The 16,980-nt window shown below is 63.5% G+C and carries 15 protein-coding genes; 14 read left to right on the top strand and 1 reads right to left on the bottom strand.

Going from position 1 to position 16,980, the window contains the following annotated elements; translation table 11 throughout:
• Positions 1–118 precede the first annotated feature (118 nt).
• The 4 genes from OSH12_RS10185 to OSH12_RS10170 all read left to right on the top strand — a co-directional run bounded on the left by OSH12_RS10185 (position 119) and on the right by OSH12_RS10170 (position 6,088).
• Positions 119–787 (top strand): protein-L-isoaspartate O-methyltransferase family protein, encoded by a 669-nt coding sequence (locus OSH12_RS10185; RefSeq protein WP_266343888.1) that lies wholly within the window; start codon positions 119–121, stop codon positions 785–787.
• Positions 788–1,033: 246 nt separating this feature from the next.
• Positions 1,034–2,377, top strand: coding sequence for a TolC family outer membrane protein (locus tag OSH12_RS10180; RefSeq protein ID WP_266343441.1), 1,344 nt, complete (start codon positions 1,034–1,036; stop codon positions 2,375–2,377).
• 125 nt (positions 2,378–2,502) lie between these two features.
• Positions 2,503–3,186 carry a DUF2497 domain-containing protein gene (locus tag OSH12_RS10175; RefSeq protein ID WP_266343440.1) on the top strand — a complete coding sequence of 228 codons (684 nt, stop codon included), beginning with the start codon at positions 2,503–2,505 and terminating at the stop codon, positions 3,184–3,186.
• Positions 3,187–3,337: 151 nt separating this feature from the next.
• The gene (locus tag OSH12_RS10170; protein ID WP_266343439.1) at positions 3,338–6,088 is read left to right on the top strand and encodes a valine--tRNA ligase; all 2,751 of its coding nucleotides are present in this window, start codon (positions 3,338–3,340) and stop codon (positions 6,086–6,088) included.
• A gap of 506 nt (positions 6,089–6,594) precedes the next feature.
• On the opposite strand, the gene OSH12_RS10165 is transcribed toward OSH12_RS10170, so the two are convergent.
• Positions 6,595–8,466: a DEAD/DEAH box helicase gene (locus OSH12_RS10165; RefSeq protein ID WP_266343438.1), complete on the bottom strand. Its 1,872-nt coding sequence runs from the start codon at positions 8,464–8,466 to the stop codon at positions 6,595–6,597.
• Positions 8,467–8,810: 344 nt separating this feature from the next.
• Between OSH12_RS10165 and OSH12_RS10160 the strand changes: the two genes are divergently transcribed.
• From OSH12_RS10160 to lipA, 10 genes are all read left to right on the top strand, one after another.
• Positions 8,811–9,146 carry an FtsB family cell division protein gene (locus tag OSH12_RS10160; protein WP_266343437.1) on the top strand — a complete coding sequence of 112 codons (336 nt, stop codon included), beginning with the start codon at positions 8,811–8,813 and terminating at the stop codon, positions 9,144–9,146.
• 156 nt (positions 9,147–9,302) lie between these two features.
• Positions 9,303–10,361, top strand: a complete 1,059-nt coding sequence (gene pdhA, locus OSH12_RS10155) for a pyruvate dehydrogenase (acetyl-transferring) E1 component subunit alpha (RefSeq protein WP_266343436.1) — start codon at positions 9,303–9,305, stop codon at positions 10,359–10,361.
• A gap of 14 nt (positions 10,362–10,375) precedes the next feature.
• A complete protein-coding gene (locus OSH12_RS10150) occupies positions 10,376–11,773 on the top strand; it encodes a pyruvate dehydrogenase complex E1 component subunit beta (RefSeq protein WP_266343435.1) in 1,398 nt (465 codons plus the stop codon).
• A 4-nt stretch (positions 11,774–11,777) separates the two neighbouring features.
• Entirely contained in the window at positions 11,778–12,074 is a 297-nt protein-coding gene (locus OSH12_RS10145; RefSeq protein WP_266343434.1) for a DUF5076 domain-containing protein, read from the top strand.
• A gap of 7 nt (positions 12,075–12,081) precedes the next feature.
• Positions 12,082–13,443: a pyruvate dehydrogenase complex dihydrolipoamide acetyltransferase gene (locus OSH12_RS10140; RefSeq protein ID WP_266343433.1), complete on the top strand. Its 1,362-nt coding sequence runs from the start codon at positions 12,082–12,084 to the stop codon at positions 13,441–13,443.
• A gap of 75 nt (positions 13,444–13,518) precedes the next feature.
• The gene (gene lpdA, locus OSH12_RS10135; RefSeq protein WP_266343432.1) at positions 13,519–14,934 is read left to right on the top strand and encodes a dihydrolipoyl dehydrogenase; all 1,416 of its coding nucleotides are present in this window, start codon (positions 13,519–13,521) and stop codon (positions 14,932–14,934) included.
• Positions 14,935–14,963: 29 nt separating this feature from the next.
• Positions 14,964–15,251: a GIY-YIG nuclease family protein gene (locus OSH12_RS10130; protein WP_266343431.1), complete on the top strand. Its 288-nt coding sequence runs from the start codon at positions 14,964–14,966 to the stop codon at positions 15,249–15,251.
• Between the two features lie 167 nt (positions 15,252–15,418).
• A complete protein-coding gene (locus OSH12_RS10125; protein ID WP_266343430.1) occupies positions 15,419–15,673 on the top strand; it encodes a GlsB/YeaQ/YmgE family stress response membrane protein in 255 nt (84 codons plus the stop codon).
• Positions 15,674–15,752: 79 nt separating this feature from the next.
• Entirely contained in the window at positions 15,753–16,001 is a 249-nt protein-coding gene (locus OSH12_RS10120; protein ID WP_266343429.1) for a GlsB/YeaQ/YmgE family stress response membrane protein, read from the top strand.
• Positions 16,002–16,014: 13 nt separating this feature from the next.
• Entirely contained in the window at positions 16,015–16,977 is a 963-nt protein-coding gene (gene lipA, locus OSH12_RS10115) for a lipoyl synthase (RefSeq protein WP_266343428.1), read from the top strand.
• Positions 16,978–16,980 lie beyond the last annotated feature (3 nt).

Raw genomic sequence — 16,980 nt, 5'->3', positions numbered from 1 at the left:
TCCGTGCAACTGTCGCGACGGGCTGCGGCGCCGCGCCAGCTCGGAATGGCTTGTCACCTTGCCGAACGATCGGTATTGGAACGTCTATTGCCACAATGACGACAAAGGGTCCCAGATCATGGTCGATTTCGCCAAGGCGCGAACCACGATGGTGGACTGCCAGATTCGCACGGTCGATGTGACCGAGTACGATGTGCTCGACGCCTTCGCCGCCGTGCCGCGCGAAATCTTCGTGCCCGATCATCTGAAGCCGCTCGCCTATATCGATGAAGACACACTGGTATCGGGCGCCGGCGCGACGCCGCGCTATGTGATGGAGCCGGGGCCCCTGGCCAAGCTGGTGCAGCTTGCCGGCATCCTGCCGACCGATCGTGTTCTCGATATCGGTTCGACGACGGGCTATTCCGCCGCGATCCTCAGCCGCCTGGCCGCCTCGGTGGTCGCGCTTGATTCGGATGAGTCGCTCGCGGCCAAGTCGCGCGAAAATCTCGCCGCGCTCGGCGTTTCGAATGTGGACGTCGTCGTCGGTGCGCTCACCGAAGGCCATGCGGCCAAGGCGCCCTATGATGTGATCCTGCTCGAGGGTGCAGTCGACGTGATCCCGCCGGCGCTGTTCGACCAGATCGGCGAGGGTGGTCGAATCATCGCTGTTGTCGGTGCGAATGGGCTCGCGGCCAAGGCCATGATCTACACCCGCTCCGGTGGGTCGGTCAGCGGGCGCCCTGCGTTCAACACGTCGGTCCGGCCGTTGCCCGGTTTTCAGAAGCCAAAAGCGTTTGTTTTCTGATTTCGATTTGATTTGAATGGGTTAGCCGCAGAATTTCGTTTTCGAATTCGGGCGGTATCTGTGGCTTTCCCGTCGCACGGCGCGCTTTAACAGCCTATTTGGCCTTTCGGCCATTTGACCCTCGCCGGGGCTCGCGTACATTAACGACGTATTGTCCGACGGTGGACGTCCGGTAGGGGGGCGTCGCCTCGCAACGCCGAGGTTTTGAACGTGGTTTTTTCCCGGGTCTATCTGGCAACCGTAGCTATGGCTGCGGTTATCGTAGCTGCCCCCTCGGTATATGCCGACACGCTGACGACTGCGCTTTCGCAGACGTATAATGCCAACCCCACGCTGAATGCGATGCGCGCCCAGTTGCGTGCGACTGACGAAAATGTGCCCCAGGCGCTGTCCGGCTACCGCCCGGTGCTGACGGGTAGTGCCTATGCAGGTCCGTCCTATACGCGTGGGCGCACTTCCCCGCTGACCCCGGTCGGTTCGCAGACGCTCTGGTCGCGTGGCGTTGCGCTTACCATCGAGCAGCCGATCTTTCGCGGATTTCGTACGCAGAACTCCGTGAAGCAGGCCGAATCGGGCGTGCTGGCCGGTCGCGAAATCCTCCGTTCGACCGAGCAGGATGTGCTGCTGGACGCCGTGGCGGCCTATACCAACGTGATTTATCAGCAGGCCATCGTCGGCCTGCGCCAGCAGAATATTGCCTTCCTGCGTGAACAGCAGCGCGCTGCTGCCGACCGCCTGAAGGTGGGTGAGGGCACGCGGACCGATCTGGCGCAGACGGACGCTGCCCTGAGCCAGGGTCAGACCGCCTATGACGTCGCCGTCGCCGACCTGAACTCGGCCAATGCGACCTATGTCCAGATCATCGGCGTTGCTCCGAAGAACTTGCAGACGCCGCCGGTCAATACGCGGCTGCTGCCGAAGTCGGCAGAGGCTGCCGTTGCGGCGGGTCAATCGCGCCATCCGGCGATTCGTGCCGCCAGCTACAACATCGACACCGCTGCCTTCAACGTGAAGGTGATCGAGGGCCAGTTGCTCCCGACCGTGTCGCTGCAGGGCCAGCTCGCGCAGAATGACGACCCGAGCCAGATCGGCGGATGGAACAGCTCGGCGACGGTGACTGCCAATCTGACCGTGCCGATTTATGAGGGCGGTGTCGTCTACTCGCAGACGCGCCAGGCCAAGGAAACGCTCGGCCAGTACCGCATCCAGCTCGATGTGTCCCGTGACCAGGTCCGGGCCGCGGCGGTCTCCGCGTTTGGTCAGCTTCAGGCCGCGCGCGCTTCCATCACGTCGGCTCAGGAACAGATCCGCGCTTCGCAGCTCGCGCTCGAAGGCGTCATCGAAGAGCAGAAGGTCGGTCAGCGCACCACGCTCGACGTGCTGAACCAGCAGCAGTCGCTGTTGCAGGCGCGCGAGACGCTGATCCTGGCGCAGCGCGCTCAGGTCGTGGCGTCCTACACGCTGCTTTCGACGACTGGCGCGCTTTCGGCCCAGAATCTCAGCCTCAAGGTTCAGACGTACCAGCCGAAGCAGCATTACGAGGCCGTCCGCGATAAGTGGATCGGCCTGCGGACTCCTGACGGCCGGTAACACCGTCTCCAGCCGGGGAAAAGCGATCGGCCCTGTTCCGGCCGATCGCCCTTTTCGATACCTTGGCCGATAGAATTGCTGGATTCTCAAGTGATTCGGCTAAGTTCTGTGGGTATGGGGTAGCGATGGCCAAGGTCAGTACGGCACAAGAGCCTTCGATGGAGGAAATCCTCGCCTCGATCCGCCGGATCATCTCCGAAGATGAGCATGGTCTGGGTGCCCCCAAGGCAGCCACGGAGTTCAAGGCTCCGGAGTTCAAGCCGTCCGAGCTGCCGGCGCTGACGCCGAAGCTCCCGAGCGTTCCCGTTTCCGCCGCCGATATCGATGCATTGTTCAGCGCGCGTGTCGCCGAGTTTGCTGGCCCGCTGTCGCCGTCTCATTCCCGGACGGATCCGGCCCCTGTCGAGGCGGCGCCTTCGCCCATGGTTGAGCCGCGCATGCTGCGTCCCGCGCCGCCGGTTGCCGAGCCTGTGCGAGCTGCCGAACCCGTCCGTGTCGCCGAACCCGCCCGCGCGCCGGCACCTGTTCACGCCGAGAAGCCCGCGCCCGCGCCGGTTCGCCCCGTATTGCCGGTCGTCAATGATGTGCCGGCAAGCGAGCCGCTGCTGTCGCCGATATCCGACGCCATCATTCATTCGGCCTTTGGCAACCTTGCCGGTGCGGTGAGCGCCGCTCATTCGCAGACGCTGGACGATCTGGTCAAGGACATGCTCCGGCCAATGCTGAAGACGTGGCTCGACAACAATTTGCCGCCGCTTGTCGAACGGCTGGTGCGTGACGAGATCGAGCGCCTTTCTCGCGGCCGCTGACGCGCCGCGCCCCCTGTCCTTATCTGTAGCGTCCCGGCTTCCTATATCAGTCGTTCGATGACGGCGGACGGATCACGTCCGGGGCTCCGCGGTTGACTCGTGGTCGACCATCCGATTTACACCAGTTCAAATTCCTCATCCGGAAACGGTCATGCTCGATAAGAATTATGACGCGGCCGCGGTCGAGCCGCGCATCTATGAAACATGGGAAGGCCAAGGCGCCTTCAAGGCAGGCGCGGGCGCAAAGCCCGGCGCCGAGCCCTTCTCCATCGTCATCCCGCCGCCGAACGTCACCGGCTCGCTGCATATGGGCCACGCGCTCAACAACACGTTGCAGGACGTTCTCGTCCGCTTCGAGCGCATGCGCGGCAAGGACGTGCTCTGGCAGGTCGGTCTCGACCACGCCGGCATCGCCACGCAGATGGTGGTCGAACGCCAGATGGCCGAACGCAAGGAGCCCGGCCGTCGCGAGATTGGCCGTGAGGCCTTTGTCGAGAAGATCTGGAAGTGGAAGGCCGAATCCGGCGGCACGATCATCGGCCAGCTGAAGCGTCTCGGCGCTTCGGCCGATTGGTCGCGCGAGCGCTTCACCATGGATGAGGGCCTGTCCAAGGCCGTGCTCAAGACCTTCGTCGAGCTCTATCGCGGCGGCCTGATCTACAAGGACAAGCGCCTCGTCAACTGGGACCCGAAGCTGGAGACGGCGATCTCCGACCTCGAGGTCATCCAGGTTGAGACCAAGGGCAAGCTGTATCATTTCCGCTATCCGATCGAAGGCAAGACCTTCAATCCCGAGGACGCGACCACCTTCATCACCGTCGCGACGACGCGGCCGGAGACGATGCTGGGCGATACCGCCGTCGCTGTGAATCCGGAAGACGAGCGCTACCAGGCGTTTGTCGCCGCTGGCGCGCACGCTATCCTGCCGCTCGTCGGCCGTCGCATCCCGATTGTCGCGGATGAATATTCCGATCCCGAAAAGGGTTCGGGCGCGGTGAAGATCACGCCGGCGCATGACTTCAACGATTTCGAAGTCGGCCGTCGCCACAACCTGCCGATGATTTCGGTGCTCGATCGCCAGGCCAATGTCGCGATCTCAGGCAATCCGGAGTTCCTCGAAGGCCTCGCGAAGACGGCGGCGCTTGCCGACACCATCGCGGCCTTCGATGGCCTCGATCGTTTCACGGTGCGCAATTCCATTGTCGCCATGCTGGAAGAGCAGGGCTATCTGGCCGAGATCGAAGATCACGCCCATACGGTCCCGCATGGAGACCGCGGCGGCGTGCCGATCGAGCCGTTCCTGACCGAGCAGTGGTATGTCGATGCGCACACGCTGGCGCAGCCGGCGATCGCCTCGGTGCGCGAAGGCCGGACCGACTTCGTTCCGAAGAATTGGGAAAAGACCTATTACGAGTGGATGGACAACATCCAGCCCTGGTGCATTTCGCGCCAGCTCTGGTGGGGACACCAGATCCCGGCCTGGTATGGCCCGGACGGCAAGGTCTTCGTTGCTTATGACGAGGCCGAGGCTTCGGCTCTCGCCACCGCTCACTACGGCGCGCCCGCCGCGCTGACGCGCGACGAGGACGTGCTCGACACCTGGTTCTCGTCGGCTCTGTGGCCGTTCTCGACGATGGGTTGGCCGGACGAGACGAATGAGCTTGCCCGCTACTTCCCGACCAGCGTCCTGATCACCGGCTTTGACATCATCTTCTTCTGGGTCGCCCGGATGATGATGATGAGTTTGCACTTCATGAAGGACGAGAACGGCACGCCGGTCGAACCCTTCAAGGACATCTACATGCACGCGCTCGTCCGGGACGAGAAGGGTGCCAAGATGTCGAAGTCGAAGGGCAACGTCATCGATCCGATCACGCTGATCGACGAGTACGGTGCCGATGCGCTCCGCTTCACCCTGACCGCCATGGCGGCGCAGGGTCGCGATATCAAGCTCGCGACCTCGCGCGTCGAGGGTTATCGCAATTTCGCGACCAAGCTTTGGAACGCCTCGCGCTTCGCCGAGATGAACGGCGCGACCCGAGAGCCGGGCTTCGATCCGTCGACGGCGAAGGAGCGGCTCAACCGTTGGATCGCGACCGAGACGACGCGCACCGCGCGCACCGTGACGGAGGCGCTGGAAGCCTATCGCTTCAACGACGCCGCCAACGCGCTCTATCGGTTCGTCTGGAACTCGTTCTGCGACTGGTATCTCGAACTGGTCAAGCCGGTGCTCAATGGCGAGGACGAGGCCGCCAAGGCCGAGACCCGCGCCACCATCGGCTGGACGCTCGACCGCATCGTCACGCTGCTGCATCCCTTCATGCCCTTCATCACCGAAGAGCTGTGGGATCGCACGATCGACGAAGGCAAAAGCCGCGACGGCCTGCTGGCGCTGACTGAGTGGCCGCAGCTCGACTTCGAGGATGAGGCGGCCGCTGCCGAGATCAACTGGCTCGTTGATCTGATCACGGCGGTTCGCTCGGTTCGTTCCGAGATCAACGTGCCGGCGGGCGCCATGGTGCCGCTGCTGATCGTCGGCGCTTCAGCCGAAACGACGGCGCGGCTTGCCACGCATGACGCGCTGATCAAGCGTCTCGCGCGCTGCTCGGACATCTCGGCCGCCGAAACGCCGCCGAAGGGCGCGGTACAGACGGTGCTTGGCGAGGCGACCATCGCCCTGCCGCTGGCTGGCGTCATCGATCTGGTGGCCGAGCGTGCGCGTCTTGGCAAGGAACTCGACAAGGCCGCCAAGGAGATCGCGAAGATCGAGGCGAAGCTCGGCAACGAGAATTTCGTGTCGCGCGCCCCGGTTGAGGTGATCGACGAACAGCGCGAGCGGATGGCCGAAGCGCAGGAGCTGACAGCCAAGATCAACGCCGCGCTTGAGCGCTTGAAGGACTGATCGAGGCGCTGCTATTGGACGCGTGAATTGAAAAGGGCCCGCGACGTCGCGGGCCCTTTTTGTTATGGGGCGGCGATCCGGCGTGCCGGCCGGAGAGGGCGCTTCCTTCGGCACTTCCTCATTAGAGCAGATTCCATCTGGGGCGAGTCCGACACTTCACCTCTCCCTGAGGGAGAGCTGAAGAAGGATTTTCAAAGCAGATGGACCTTGCTCTGGATCTCAGCGGAACCCGAAGAACGGTTGGGTAACTCTCGATCTCAACATCCTGAGGAGGCTTGCGGGAGCAAGCCGTCTCGAAGGGCGCACCGTCTGAGGGCCAGTCTGCATGCAGTCGCCGCTCTGCGTGCTTCGAGACGGCCCTCCGGGCCTCCTCAGCATGTTGAGGATGGTGTTGTGCGAAGGCCTCCTCAGGGAGCAGTGAAGAAGATTTCCCCGACAGAACGGCAACGAAAAAAGGCCCGCGACGATGTCGCGGGCCTTTTTGATTCGTCAGCTAAATAAGCCGATCAGCCGTCGGTGCGCTTCTTGGCGCCCGACTTGAAACCGGGCTTGAAGCCAGGCTTGCCACCGGCGCCACCGGGCTTGAAGCCGGCGCGACGGGTCGGCTTCTTGCCGGGGCCACGGGCGCCGGCACCACCGACGGGCGCGCCATCAGCCGGTTCGATCCGGATTTCTTCCTCGCCGCCGCGACGCAGGGCAACGGTGAAGCGTTCGGCTGCCTCGGCGATGATCTCGAAGCGCGTGTCACGCTCGAAAATCTTGATGGCGCCGATTTCGTTCTTGGTGACGTGACCGCGACGGCAGATCAGCGGCAGCAGCCACTTCGGATCCGCGTTCTTCTGGTGGCCGATGCTCATGCGGAACCAGACCATGTCCTGCTGCGGGCGCTCGACGCGACCGTTCTCGCTGCCGGGACCGCTGGTCGGCCACTGGTTGTCACCGCCTTCGCGCGGGGCGCGGGGCGGGCGCTCGCCGCGGGGGGCATCGCGGTCGGCACGATCGTTGCGATCCGAGCGCGGGCCTTCGCGACGCGGCTTGGCATCACGGGCGCCACGGTCCGGCTGCTGGCCGGGATCGAACAGATCTTCCGGCGACGGCAGGCGCGAACGGTGCAGGCGGATCAGCGCGGCGGCGATCTCTTCCGGCGTGCGCTTGGTCAGCAGTTCGGTGGCCAGTGCCAGGTCTTCCTCGGTCGCGGGCTCCGAGATCATCGCCTTCTCGAGCAGGCGCTCCTGATCCTTGGCGCGAACCTCTTCGGCGGACGGGGCTGCCGTCCAATAGGCGTCGACACCGGCGGCGCTGATCAGGCGGAGTGCCTTCGAGCGGTTGGTGTAGGGAACGAGCAAGGCCGAAATGCCCTTGCGACCGGCGCGGCCAGTACGGCCCGAACGGTGCAGAAGGATGGCCGGGCCGGTGGGCAGGTCGGCGTGGACGACGAGGCCGAGATCCGGCAGGTCCAGACCGCGAGCGGCAACGTCGGTGGCGACGCAGACGCGGGCGCGGCCATCACGCAGAGCCTGCAGCGCGTGCATGCGCTCGCCCTGGCTCAACTCGCCCGACAGCGCCACGACTTCAAAGCCGCGCTCCTGCAGGCTGGCGTGCAAGCGGCGGACGGCTTCGCGCGTCGAACAGAAGACGAGGGTCGCCGGCTGGTCGAAATAGCGCAGGACGTTGACGACGGCGTGGTCGATCTCGTTCGGCGCAACGCGCAGCGCACGATACTCGATGTCGCCATGCGGCTGGCTCTGGTCGATCGTGTCGATGCGGACGGCGTCGCGCTGATACTGCCTCGCCAGCTTGACGATCTCGCGCGGCAGCGTGGCGGAGAACAGCATCGTGCGGCGCTCCTTCGGCGACGCATCGAGAATCAGCTCCAGGTCTTCCTTGAAGCCGAGGTCGAGCATCTCGTCGGCTTCGTCGAGAACGAGAACCTTGAGCTTGGAGATGTCGAGACGGCCGCGCTCCAGATGGTCGCGCAGGCGGCCGGGGGTGCCGACAACGATATGCGCGCCCATTTCCAGAGCACGCGCTTCGCGGCGCACGTCCATGCCGCCGACGCAGGAAGCGATTCGGGCGCCCGTCGGGCCATAGAGCCAGACCAGTTCGCGCTGGACCTGAAGGGCCAGTTCGCGCGTCGGGGCAATGATGAGCGCCAGCGGCTCGGAAGCATGGCCGAAGCGCTCTTCGTTGCCGAGCAGGGTCGAGGCAAAGGCCAGACCGTAGGCGACCGTCTTGCCGGAACCGGTCTGCGCCGAAACGAGAAGATCGTTCTCGCCGACCGAATCCTGCAACACGGCGGATTGGACGGGGGTAAGTGTTTCATAGCCCTTTTCCGCGAGGGCGCGGGTGAGAGCCGGATTCTGGACGAGCGAGACCATGGTGGATGAAAGCCTGAAATTGGAGAAGCATTCCGGGTCACGACCAAACTGATCGCGAGCGGTGAGGGGTCATGCGGAATGCGAGTTGAGCCTCCCATACCCTGAGTGAGGCAATTAGCCAAGGATTCTCTGTCACAATGACGGTTCTAGGAGGGGCGCGGCGATCGCATGGCTCGCTCGCGGCGTCGGGTGTCAACCGTCCATGGCCCGAAGAAAGTGGTGGGCACTTCGGTTGTGGCCATTTTCTCACTCTTTCCGGTTGATCGATCCGTCGCCGGAAACTCCGCGTTAATCGTCTTGGCCCATCCTTCGTTCATCATGTTGCACCGCGTTCAGATCCCCCGATGACGACCAGACAGCGCAAGCATTCCAAGCTTCGGCGATTCATCCTGCCCCTCGGCTCGCTCGCCGTGATGGGTTACTTCGCCTACCATTCCTTCAATGGAGACTATGGTATCTGGTCGCGCGAGCGGATGGAGCGGGAAGCCATTGCGCTTGAACAGGAATTGACCGGGCTGAAGTCCACGCGCCTGGCGCTCGCGGCGCGTGCCCAGCTGTTGCGGCCCGAAAGTCTCGATCCCGACATGATCGACGAGCGGGCTCGCGCCAAGCTCAATGTCGTGCAAGCCGACGAACTGGTTATCAGCATTGCTGCGGCGCAGCATTCCCTGCAGCAATAAATTCCTGCGGAACCAAATTTAAGTTCATTGTACTTTTTTGTAATCAAGTCATGTAGTTGGCGCATGGCTCCGATGCTCTTGCCGCATCTTGGAATGACCATCGGCTTCGGATAACGTCCCGCAATCAGTTTGGGACACGCCCCGGAGAAACAAGGCATGGCCGTAGCCAAAGCGAAAGTCGGCAGCAAATCTGCGCCGGCCGCCGGACGGAAGACTGCAGCGGTAAAGTCGGCAAGGCCGGCAACCGTTGATAATTTCTCCAAGGAGCAGGAACTCTTCGCTTATCGCGAGATGCTCCTCATCCGCCGCTTCGAGGAAAAGGCCGGCCAGATGTATGGCATGGGCCTCATCGGCGGCTTCTGTCACCTTTATATCGGCCAGGAAGCTGTCGTCGTCGGCATGCAGATGGCGATTCGGACGGGTGAAGATCAGACCATCACCAGTTATCGCGACCACGGCCATATGCTCGTCGCGGGCATGGACCCGAATGGCGTGATGGCAGAGTTGACCGGCCGGCGTAGCGGTTATTCGCACGGCAAGGGCGGCTCGATGCACATGTTCTCCATCGAGAAGCAGTTCTTTGGTGGTAACGGCATCGTCGGCGCTCAGGTTTCGCTCGGAACCGGCCTCGCCTTCGCCAACCGCTATCGCAAGAACGACCAGGTCTGCCTGACCTATTTCGGTGACGGCGCGGCCAACCAGGGCCAAGTCTACGAGAGCTTCAACATGGCGCAGCTCTGGAAGCTGCCCGTGGTCTACGTCATCGAGAACAACCGCTATGCCATGGGCACGTCGGTGTCGCGCTCCTCGGCGCAGACCGACTTCTCCCGTCGCGGCGTCTCGTTCGGCATCCCCGGCGAGAAGGTCGATGGCATGGATGTCCGTGCCGTGAAGGCTGCCGGCGACAAGGCCGTCGCCTGGTGCCGTGCCGGCAAGGGCCCCTACATCCTCGAGATCGAAACCTACCGCTATCGCGGCCACTCGATGTCCGACCCGGCCAAGTACCGGTCGAAGGACGAAGTCCAGAAGATGCGCAACGAGCACGATCCGATCGAGCAGGTTCGCGCCCGTCTTCTGGAGAAGGGCTGGGCCACCGAGGACGATCTCAAGAAGTTCGATGCCGAAGTGCGTGAAATCGTGAACAATGCGGCGGAATTCGCCACCAATGATCCGGAGCCGGATGTGTCCGAGCTCTGGACGGACATTGTGAAGTAAGGTCGGAGATAGCCATGCCCATCGATATTCTGATGCCGGCCCTCTCGCCGACCATGGAGGAGGGTACGCTCTCCAAGTGGCTCAAGAAGGAAGGCGACAAGGTCAAGTCCGGTGACGTGATCGCCGAGATCGAGACCGACAAGGCGACGATGGAAGTCGAAGCCGTCGACGAGGGAACGATCGCCAAGCTTCTCGTGGCCGAAGGCACCGAGAACGTGAAGGTGAACACCCGTATCGCCGTGATCGCCGCCGACGGCGAGGACGTTTCCGCCGCCGCTAGTGAAAAGCCGGCAGCCCAGGCTGCTGCGGCTCCAGCCGCTGCCAAAGCGCCCGCTGCTGCCGAGGCTCCGGCTTCGACCCAGGCTCCGGTTGCCGCTGCCCCGATCGCTATCCAGGTCGCCGCCGACCCGGCCATTCCCGAAGGCACCACCTTCGTCTCGACGACCGTTCGCGAAGCGCTTCGCGACGCGATGGCCGAAGAGATGCGTCGGGATCCCGACGTCTTCGTCATGGGCGAGGAAGTGGCCGAGTACCAGGGCGCCTACAAGATCACCCAGGGCCTGCTGCAGGAGTTCGGCGAGGACCGAATCATCGACACGCCGATCACCGAGCACGGCTTTGCCGGTCTCGCGACCGGCGCCGCGCTGGCGGGCCTGCGTCCGATCGTCGAGTTCATGACCTTCAACTTTGCCATGCAGGCGATCGACCAGATCATCAACTCGGCTGCCAAGACGCTCTACATGTCCGGCGGCCAGCTTGGTGCTCCGATCGTCTTCCGCGGCCCGAACGGCGCGGCGGCCCGCGTCGGCGCGCAGCACAGCCAGGACTTCTCGTCCTGGTACAGCCACATCCCCGGCCTCAAGGTCGTCGTGCCGTATACGGCAGCCGACGCCAAGGGCCTGCTCAAGGCGGCGATCCGCGATCCCAATCCGGTGATCTTCCTCGAGAACGAGATCCTCTACGGTCACTCCTTCGACGTGCCGCAGATCGAGGATTTTGTGCTGCCGATCGGCAAGGCGCGTATCCACAAGGTCGGCAAGGACGTGACGGTGGTCTCGTTCGGCATCGGCATGACCTATGCGACGAAGGCCGTGGCCGAACTGGCCGAGCAGGGCATCGATTGCGAGCTGATCGACCTGCGCACGCTGCGTCCGCTCGACATCGACACGGTCATCGAGTCGGTCAAGAAGACCGGCCGCTGCGTGACGGTCGAAGAGGGCTGGCCGCAGAACTCGATCGGTTCGCACATCGCATCCGAGTTGATGGAAAAGGCGTTCGACTTCCTCGACGCGCCGGTTCTCAAGGTCACCGGCAAGGACGTTCCGATGCCTTACGCCGCGAACCTCGAGAAGCTCGCTTTGCCGAACGTTGGCGAAGTGGTCGCGGCCGTCAAAGCCGTAACGTATCGGTAGCGCCATGGCTGGACACAAACGCGAGCTGGAAATTCCACCGGGCGCCCTGGAATCGGAAGATGCAGCGGAAATTTTCCGCGCATGGATCGTCGACAAGGGGCTGGACGTCAGCTTCCGGACGGCGTTCGATGATCCGGCGACCTGGGGGATCCTTCTGGTCGATATTGCACGTCAGGTAGCGCGTGGATTCGAAACGGACGGCGTTTGCTCGGAAGGGCAGGCGCTCGACGCCATCAAGGCGAGTTTCGATTCCGAATGGGACCGTCCGTTAGACCTGGGCACGCCAGAATCACGCCAATAGGTGCTTTATGCCGATCAATATTCTGATGCCTGCGCTTTCGCCGACCATGGAAGAGGGCAACCTCGCCAAGTGGAACGTGAAAATTGGCGACAAGGTCAAGTCGGGCGACGTTCTCGCCGAGATCGAGACCGACAAGGCGACGATGGAAGTCGAATCCATCGATGAAGGCACGGTTGCCCAGCTCCTGGTGCCTGAGGGCGCGCAGGGCGTGAAGGTCAACGCGCTGATCGCGGTTCTTTTGGCCGATGGTGAGGATGCAAGCGCCATTGGCGCCGCTCCTGCCGCGGCTGAACCGGCACCCGCGGCCGCTGCTCCGGCAGCCGAGGCAGCGCCAGCCGCTGCTCCCGCTCCGGCAGCGCCGGCTCCGGCCACAGCACCCGCACCGGCTGCTGCGGCGGCACCTGCCGCTCAGTCGGGCGAGCGTGTGTTTGCCTCGCCCCTGGCTCGTCGTATTGCCAAGGACGCCGGTATCGACGTCGCCAAGGTTGTCGGCACCGGCCCGCGTGGCCGTGTGGTCCAGGCCGACGTCGAGGCCGCGAAGAAGGGTGGAGCCGCCAAGGCTGCACCGACAGCTGCCGCCGCCGCACCGGCTCCCGCCGCTGCAACGGCCGCTCCGGCGCATTCCGGCCCGACCGATGCGCAGACGCTCAAGCTGTTCGCCGAAGGCTCCTACGATCTCGTGCCGCATGACAACATGCGCAAGACGATCGCGCGTCGCCTGACGGAATCGAAGCAGAACGTCCCGCACTTCTACGTCACCGTCGATACGGATCTCGATGCGCTGCTGGCGCTTCGCGAGCAGATCAACGGCGCGGCGCCGAAGGATGCGGACGGCAAGCCGGTCTACAAGATCTCGGTCAACGACATGGTCATCAAGGCCATGGCGCTGGCGCTGAAGAAGGTTCCGGGCGCCAACGCTTCCTGGACCGATGGCGGCATGCTCGTCCACAAGGTTGTCGATGTCGGCGTCGCCGTCTCGATCCCCGGCGGCCTGATCACGCCGGTCGTGCGCAATGCCGATGCGAAGTCGCTGTCCAGCATCTCGAACGAGATGAAGGATCTGGCCAAGCGGGCTCGTGAGCGCAAGCTGAAGCCGGAAGAATACCAGGGTGGCACGACCTCGGTCTCCAACCTCGGGATGTTCGGCGTCAAGGATTTCGCGGCGATCATCAACCCGCCGCATGCGACGATCCTCGCGGTCGGCGCGGGAATCCAGCAGCCGGTCGTGCGTGGCGGCGAGATCAAGATCGCGACCATCATGGCGGTCACGCTCTCGACCGATCACCGCGTCGTCGACGGCGCGCTCGGCGCCGAGCTTCTCCAGGCCTTCAAGGGCTATATCGAGAAGCCCATGGCGATGCTGGTGTAGCCATCAACGTCGTTTCGGCTCCCTTCTCTCCGTGAGGAGGGGGCCGCAAGACCTTCAACGCGCAGCGAGACGAACATGGCCGCACCCTACGACGTCATCATCATCGGTTCCGGTCCGGGCGGCTATGTCGCCGCCATCCGCGCCGCCCAGCTCGGCCTCAAGGTCGCCGTGGTCGAGAAGAGCCATCTCGGCGGCATCTGCCTCAACTGGGGCTGCATCCCGACCAAGGCGCTGCTGCGCTCGGCCGAGGTCTATCACTATTTCGAGCATGCCTCCGATTACGGCCTCTCGGCCGAGAAAATCGGCTTCGACATGGCCGCCATCACCAAGCGTTCGCGCGGCGTTTCCGCCCAGCTGAACCAGGGCGTCGGCGGCCTGCTGAAGAAGAACAAGGTCGACGTGATCTGGGGTTCGGCCGAGATCACCGCGCCCGGCAAGCTGACGGTCAAGGCATCCGAGAACCCGCCGAAGGGCGCGCTCGGTGGCGGCGATTACGAAGCCAAGAACATCATCGTCGCGACGGGCGCCCGTCCGCGCGCGCTGCCCGGCATCGAGCCGGACAAGAAGCAGATCTGGACTTATTTCGAGGCCATGGTGCCCGACAGCCTGCCGAAGTCGCTGCTCGTCATGGGCTCCGGCGCCATCGGCATCGAGTTCGCCTCGTTCTACCGGACGATGGGTTCGGAAGTGACTGTTGTCGAGGTCCTGCCGCAGATCCTGCCCGTCGAGGACGAAGAGATCGCGGCGCATGCCCGCAAGCGCTTCGAGAAGCAGGGCATCAAGATCCTGACCGGCGCCAAGGTGACAAAGGTCGTCAAATCGGCCAATTCGGTCACGGCGACGATCGAGACGGCGGACGGCAAGACCCAGGAGATCTCGGCTGAGAAGCTGATCTCGGCGGTTGGCGTCGTCGGCAACATCGAAGGCCTCGGCCTGGAAAAGCTCGGCGTCAAGACGGATCGCGGTTGCGTCGTCATCGACGGCATCGGCAAGACCAACGTTCCCGGCGTTTGGGCGATCGGCGACGTCGCCGGCCCGCCGATGCTGGCGCACAAGGCCGAGCACGAGGGCGTCATCGCCGTCGAGGCGATCGCCGGCCTGCATCCGCACCTGATGGACAAGGCGAAGATCCCGGGCTGCACCTATTGCAACCCGCAGATCGCCTCGGTTGGTTTGACCGAGAAGAAGGCGAAGGAAGCCGGCTACGACGTGCGCGTCGGCAAGTTCCCCTTCATCGGCAACGGCAAGGCGATCGCGCTCGGCGAGCCGGAAGGCCTGGTCAAGACCATCTTCGACAAGAAGACCGGCCAGTTGCTCGGTGCCCATCTCGTTGGCGCGGAAGTGACCGAGCTGATCCAGGGCTTCGTCATCGCCATGAACCTCGAGACGACGGAAGAAGAGCTGATCAACGCCGTCTTCCCGCATCCGACTCTTTCCGAGACGATGCATGAGAGCGTGCTCTCGGCCTACGGCCGCGCGATCCATATCTAGGACGCCAAGACGGCGCGGGGGCATCGGAAATGTGCCCCTGCGTCTACATCATGGCGAGCTGGCAGTTTGAAACGCTCTACCTTGGCGTGACGAGCAATATGGCTGCCAGGGCATGGCAGCACCGAGAAGGATTGGTTGACGGGTTTTCCAAGCGTTATGGCACCAAGGTGCTGGTCTTCTTCGAGATGCACGAGACGATGGAATCCGCCATACGTCGGGAGAAGCAACTCAAGGAATGGCAACGGGACTGGAAGATCCGGTTGATCGAGGAACACAATCCCGATTGGACCGATCTATACGCCCTGACGATGGACTAGACACTACACCGCCGTCACCCCGGCGAAGGCCGGGGTCCATAAACGCCGGCGGCGCGGTTGAGGGATGGATCCCGGCCTTCGCCGGGATGACGAAAGAGCCTGATGGCGACCATGGGTGGGCGTCAATCGGGCGTGCAAAGATCAGGACTGGCAAGGCAATAGACGGAATGGACCCTCAACTCAAAGCCATCCTGATCTGGGTGGCCATCGGCCTGATCGCCGGCTGGCTTGCCAGTATCGTGGTCGGTGGCGGTGGCCTCATCCGCAATATCATCACCGGGCTGATCGGCGCCGTGGTGGGCGGGTTCCTGGTCCGCTACTTCAACATCCCGGTCGATCTCGGCAACGAGTTCGTCAACCAGGTGGTGATCGCGGCAGTCGGCGCGGTCATCGTCGTCGGCCTTGCCAAACTGATTGCATGACGGCCATGCGTGACACAAAGCTGGTGTTGCGCTTGGTCTTCCACCATATGTGCTGAACTAGAAACGGTCAGGGCTCATCATGAACGGTGTCGGCATTTTCGCGACGATCCTTATCGGCATTCTTGCCGGCTGGATTGCTTCCCGCGTCATGGAACGTCGGCATGGCCTGATCATCAATCTGATCGTCGGCCTCATCGGCGCCTGGATCGGTGCGGCGCTCGCTGCCGCCTTCAGCATCCATTTTGCCGGTTTCGTCGGCAGCCTGGTTGTCTCGACCGTCGGTGCGATTGTCCTCCTGTTCCTGCTCAGCCTCCTGCGCCGCGCGTAAGATCGGAGTTTCCATGGTCGTCGTTCTCAATACGCTCGCAGGCAAAGATCTTCGGCCCCGGCACCCGGAAAAGGTGAACCGGCCCGAGACGCCACTGTTGCGCAAGCCGGACTGGATCCGTGTCCGCGCGCCCGGCTCGCCCGTCTATCGCGAGACGCAGGAGATCGTGAAGAAGAACGGCCTCGTCACGGTTTGCGAAGAGGCCGGCTGCCCGAATATCGGCGAGTGCTGGTCGAAGAAGCACGCCACCTTCATGATCATGGGCGACACTTGTACGCGCGCCTGTGCCTTCTGCAACGTCCGCACCGGCATGCCGCAGCCGCTGGATCTGGCCGAGCCGGAGAAGGTGGCCGAGGCCGTTGCCAAGTTGGGCCTCCAGCACGTCGTCATCACCTCGGTCGATCGTGACGATCTCGCCGATGGCGGCGCCAAGCATTTTGCCGACGTGATCTATGCGATCCGTCGCGCCGCGCCCGGCACGACCATCGAGATCCTGACGCCTGATTTTCTTCGCAAGCCCGGCGCGCTTGAAGTCGTCGTCGAGGCGCGCCCGGATGTGTTCAACCACAATCTCGAGACCGTGCCGTCCAAGTACCTGAAGGTGCGCCCGGGCGCCCGCTATTTCCATTCGTTGCGCCTGCTGCAGCGGGTGAAGGAGCTCGATCCCAACATGTTCACCAAGTCCGGCATCATGGTCGGCCTTGGCGAAGAGCGGAACGAGATCCTGCAGCTGATGGACGATCTGCGCGTCGCCGAGGTCGATTTCATGACCATCGGCCAGTACCTGCAGCCGAGCCGCAAGCATCATCCGGTCATCCGCTTTGTGACGCCGGACGAGTTCAAGTCGTTCGAGACGATCGCCTATGCCAAGGGTTTTCTCATGGTTTCCTCCAGCCCGTTGACGCGTTCGTCGCATCACGCCGGCGAGGATTTCGACCGTCTGCGCTCGGCCCGCCAGGCCCAGCACCAGGGCTAGGGC

Origin of the sequence: Kaistia terrae, from assembly GCF_026344005.1 — a bacterium.
GTDB classification, from domain to species: Bacteria; Pseudomonadota; Alphaproteobacteria; order Rhizobiales; family Kaistiaceae; genus Kaistia; species Kaistia terrae.
The sequence above is the reverse complement of the archived record's forward strand: the minus strand, read 5'-3'. Positions and strand labels throughout refer to the sequence as shown.

Bases quoted from the DNA above. Each gene is read 5' to 3' on its own strand.
- OSH12_RS10185 (WP_266343888.1), top strand. From the start codon at position 119: ATGGTCGATTTCGCCAAGGCGCGAACCACGATGGTGGACTGCCAGATT.
- OSH12_RS10180 (WP_266343441.1), top strand. From the start codon at position 1,034: ATGGCTGCGGTTATCGTAGCTGCCCCCTCGGTATATGCCGACACGCTG.
- OSH12_RS10175 (WP_266343440.1), top strand. From the start codon at position 2,503: ATGGCCAAGGTCAGTACGGCACAAGAGCCTTCGATGGAGGAAATCCTC.
- OSH12_RS10170 (WP_266343439.1), top strand. From the start codon at position 3,338: ATGCTCGATAAGAATTATGACGCGGCCGCGGTCGAGCCGCGCATCTAT.
- OSH12_RS10165 (WP_266343438.1), bottom strand. From the start codon at position 8,466: ATGGTCTCGCTCGTCCAGAATCCGGCTCTCACCCGCGCCCTCGCGGAA.
- OSH12_RS10160 (WP_266343437.1), top strand. From the start codon at position 8,811: ATGACGACCAGACAGCGCAAGCATTCCAAGCTTCGGCGATTCATCCTG.
- pdhA (WP_266343436.1), top strand. From the start codon at position 9,303: ATGGCCGTAGCCAAAGCGAAAGTCGGCAGCAAATCTGCGCCGGCCGCC.
- OSH12_RS10150 (WP_266343435.1), top strand. From the start codon at position 10,376: ATGCCCATCGATATTCTGATGCCGGCCCTCTCGCCGACCATGGAGGAG.
- OSH12_RS10145 (WP_266343434.1), top strand. From the start codon at position 11,778: ATGGCTGGACACAAACGCGAGCTGGAAATTCCACCGGGCGCCCTGGAA.
- OSH12_RS10140 (WP_266343433.1), top strand. From the start codon at position 12,082: ATGCCGATCAATATTCTGATGCCTGCGCTTTCGCCGACCATGGAAGAG.
- lpdA (WP_266343432.1), top strand. From the start codon at position 13,519: ATGGCCGCACCCTACGACGTCATCATCATCGGTTCCGGTCCGGGCGGC.
- OSH12_RS10130 (WP_266343431.1), top strand. From the start codon at position 14,964: ATGTGCCCCTGCGTCTACATCATGGCGAGCTGGCAGTTTGAAACGCTC.
- OSH12_RS10125 (WP_266343430.1), top strand. From the start codon at position 15,419: ATGGACCCTCAACTCAAAGCCATCCTGATCTGGGTGGCCATCGGCCTG.
- OSH12_RS10120 (WP_266343429.1), top strand. From the start codon at position 15,753: ATGAACGGTGTCGGCATTTTCGCGACGATCCTTATCGGCATTCTTGCC.
- lipA (WP_266343428.1), top strand. From the start codon at position 16,015: ATGGTCGTCGTTCTCAATACGCTCGCAGGCAAAGATCTTCGGCCCCGG.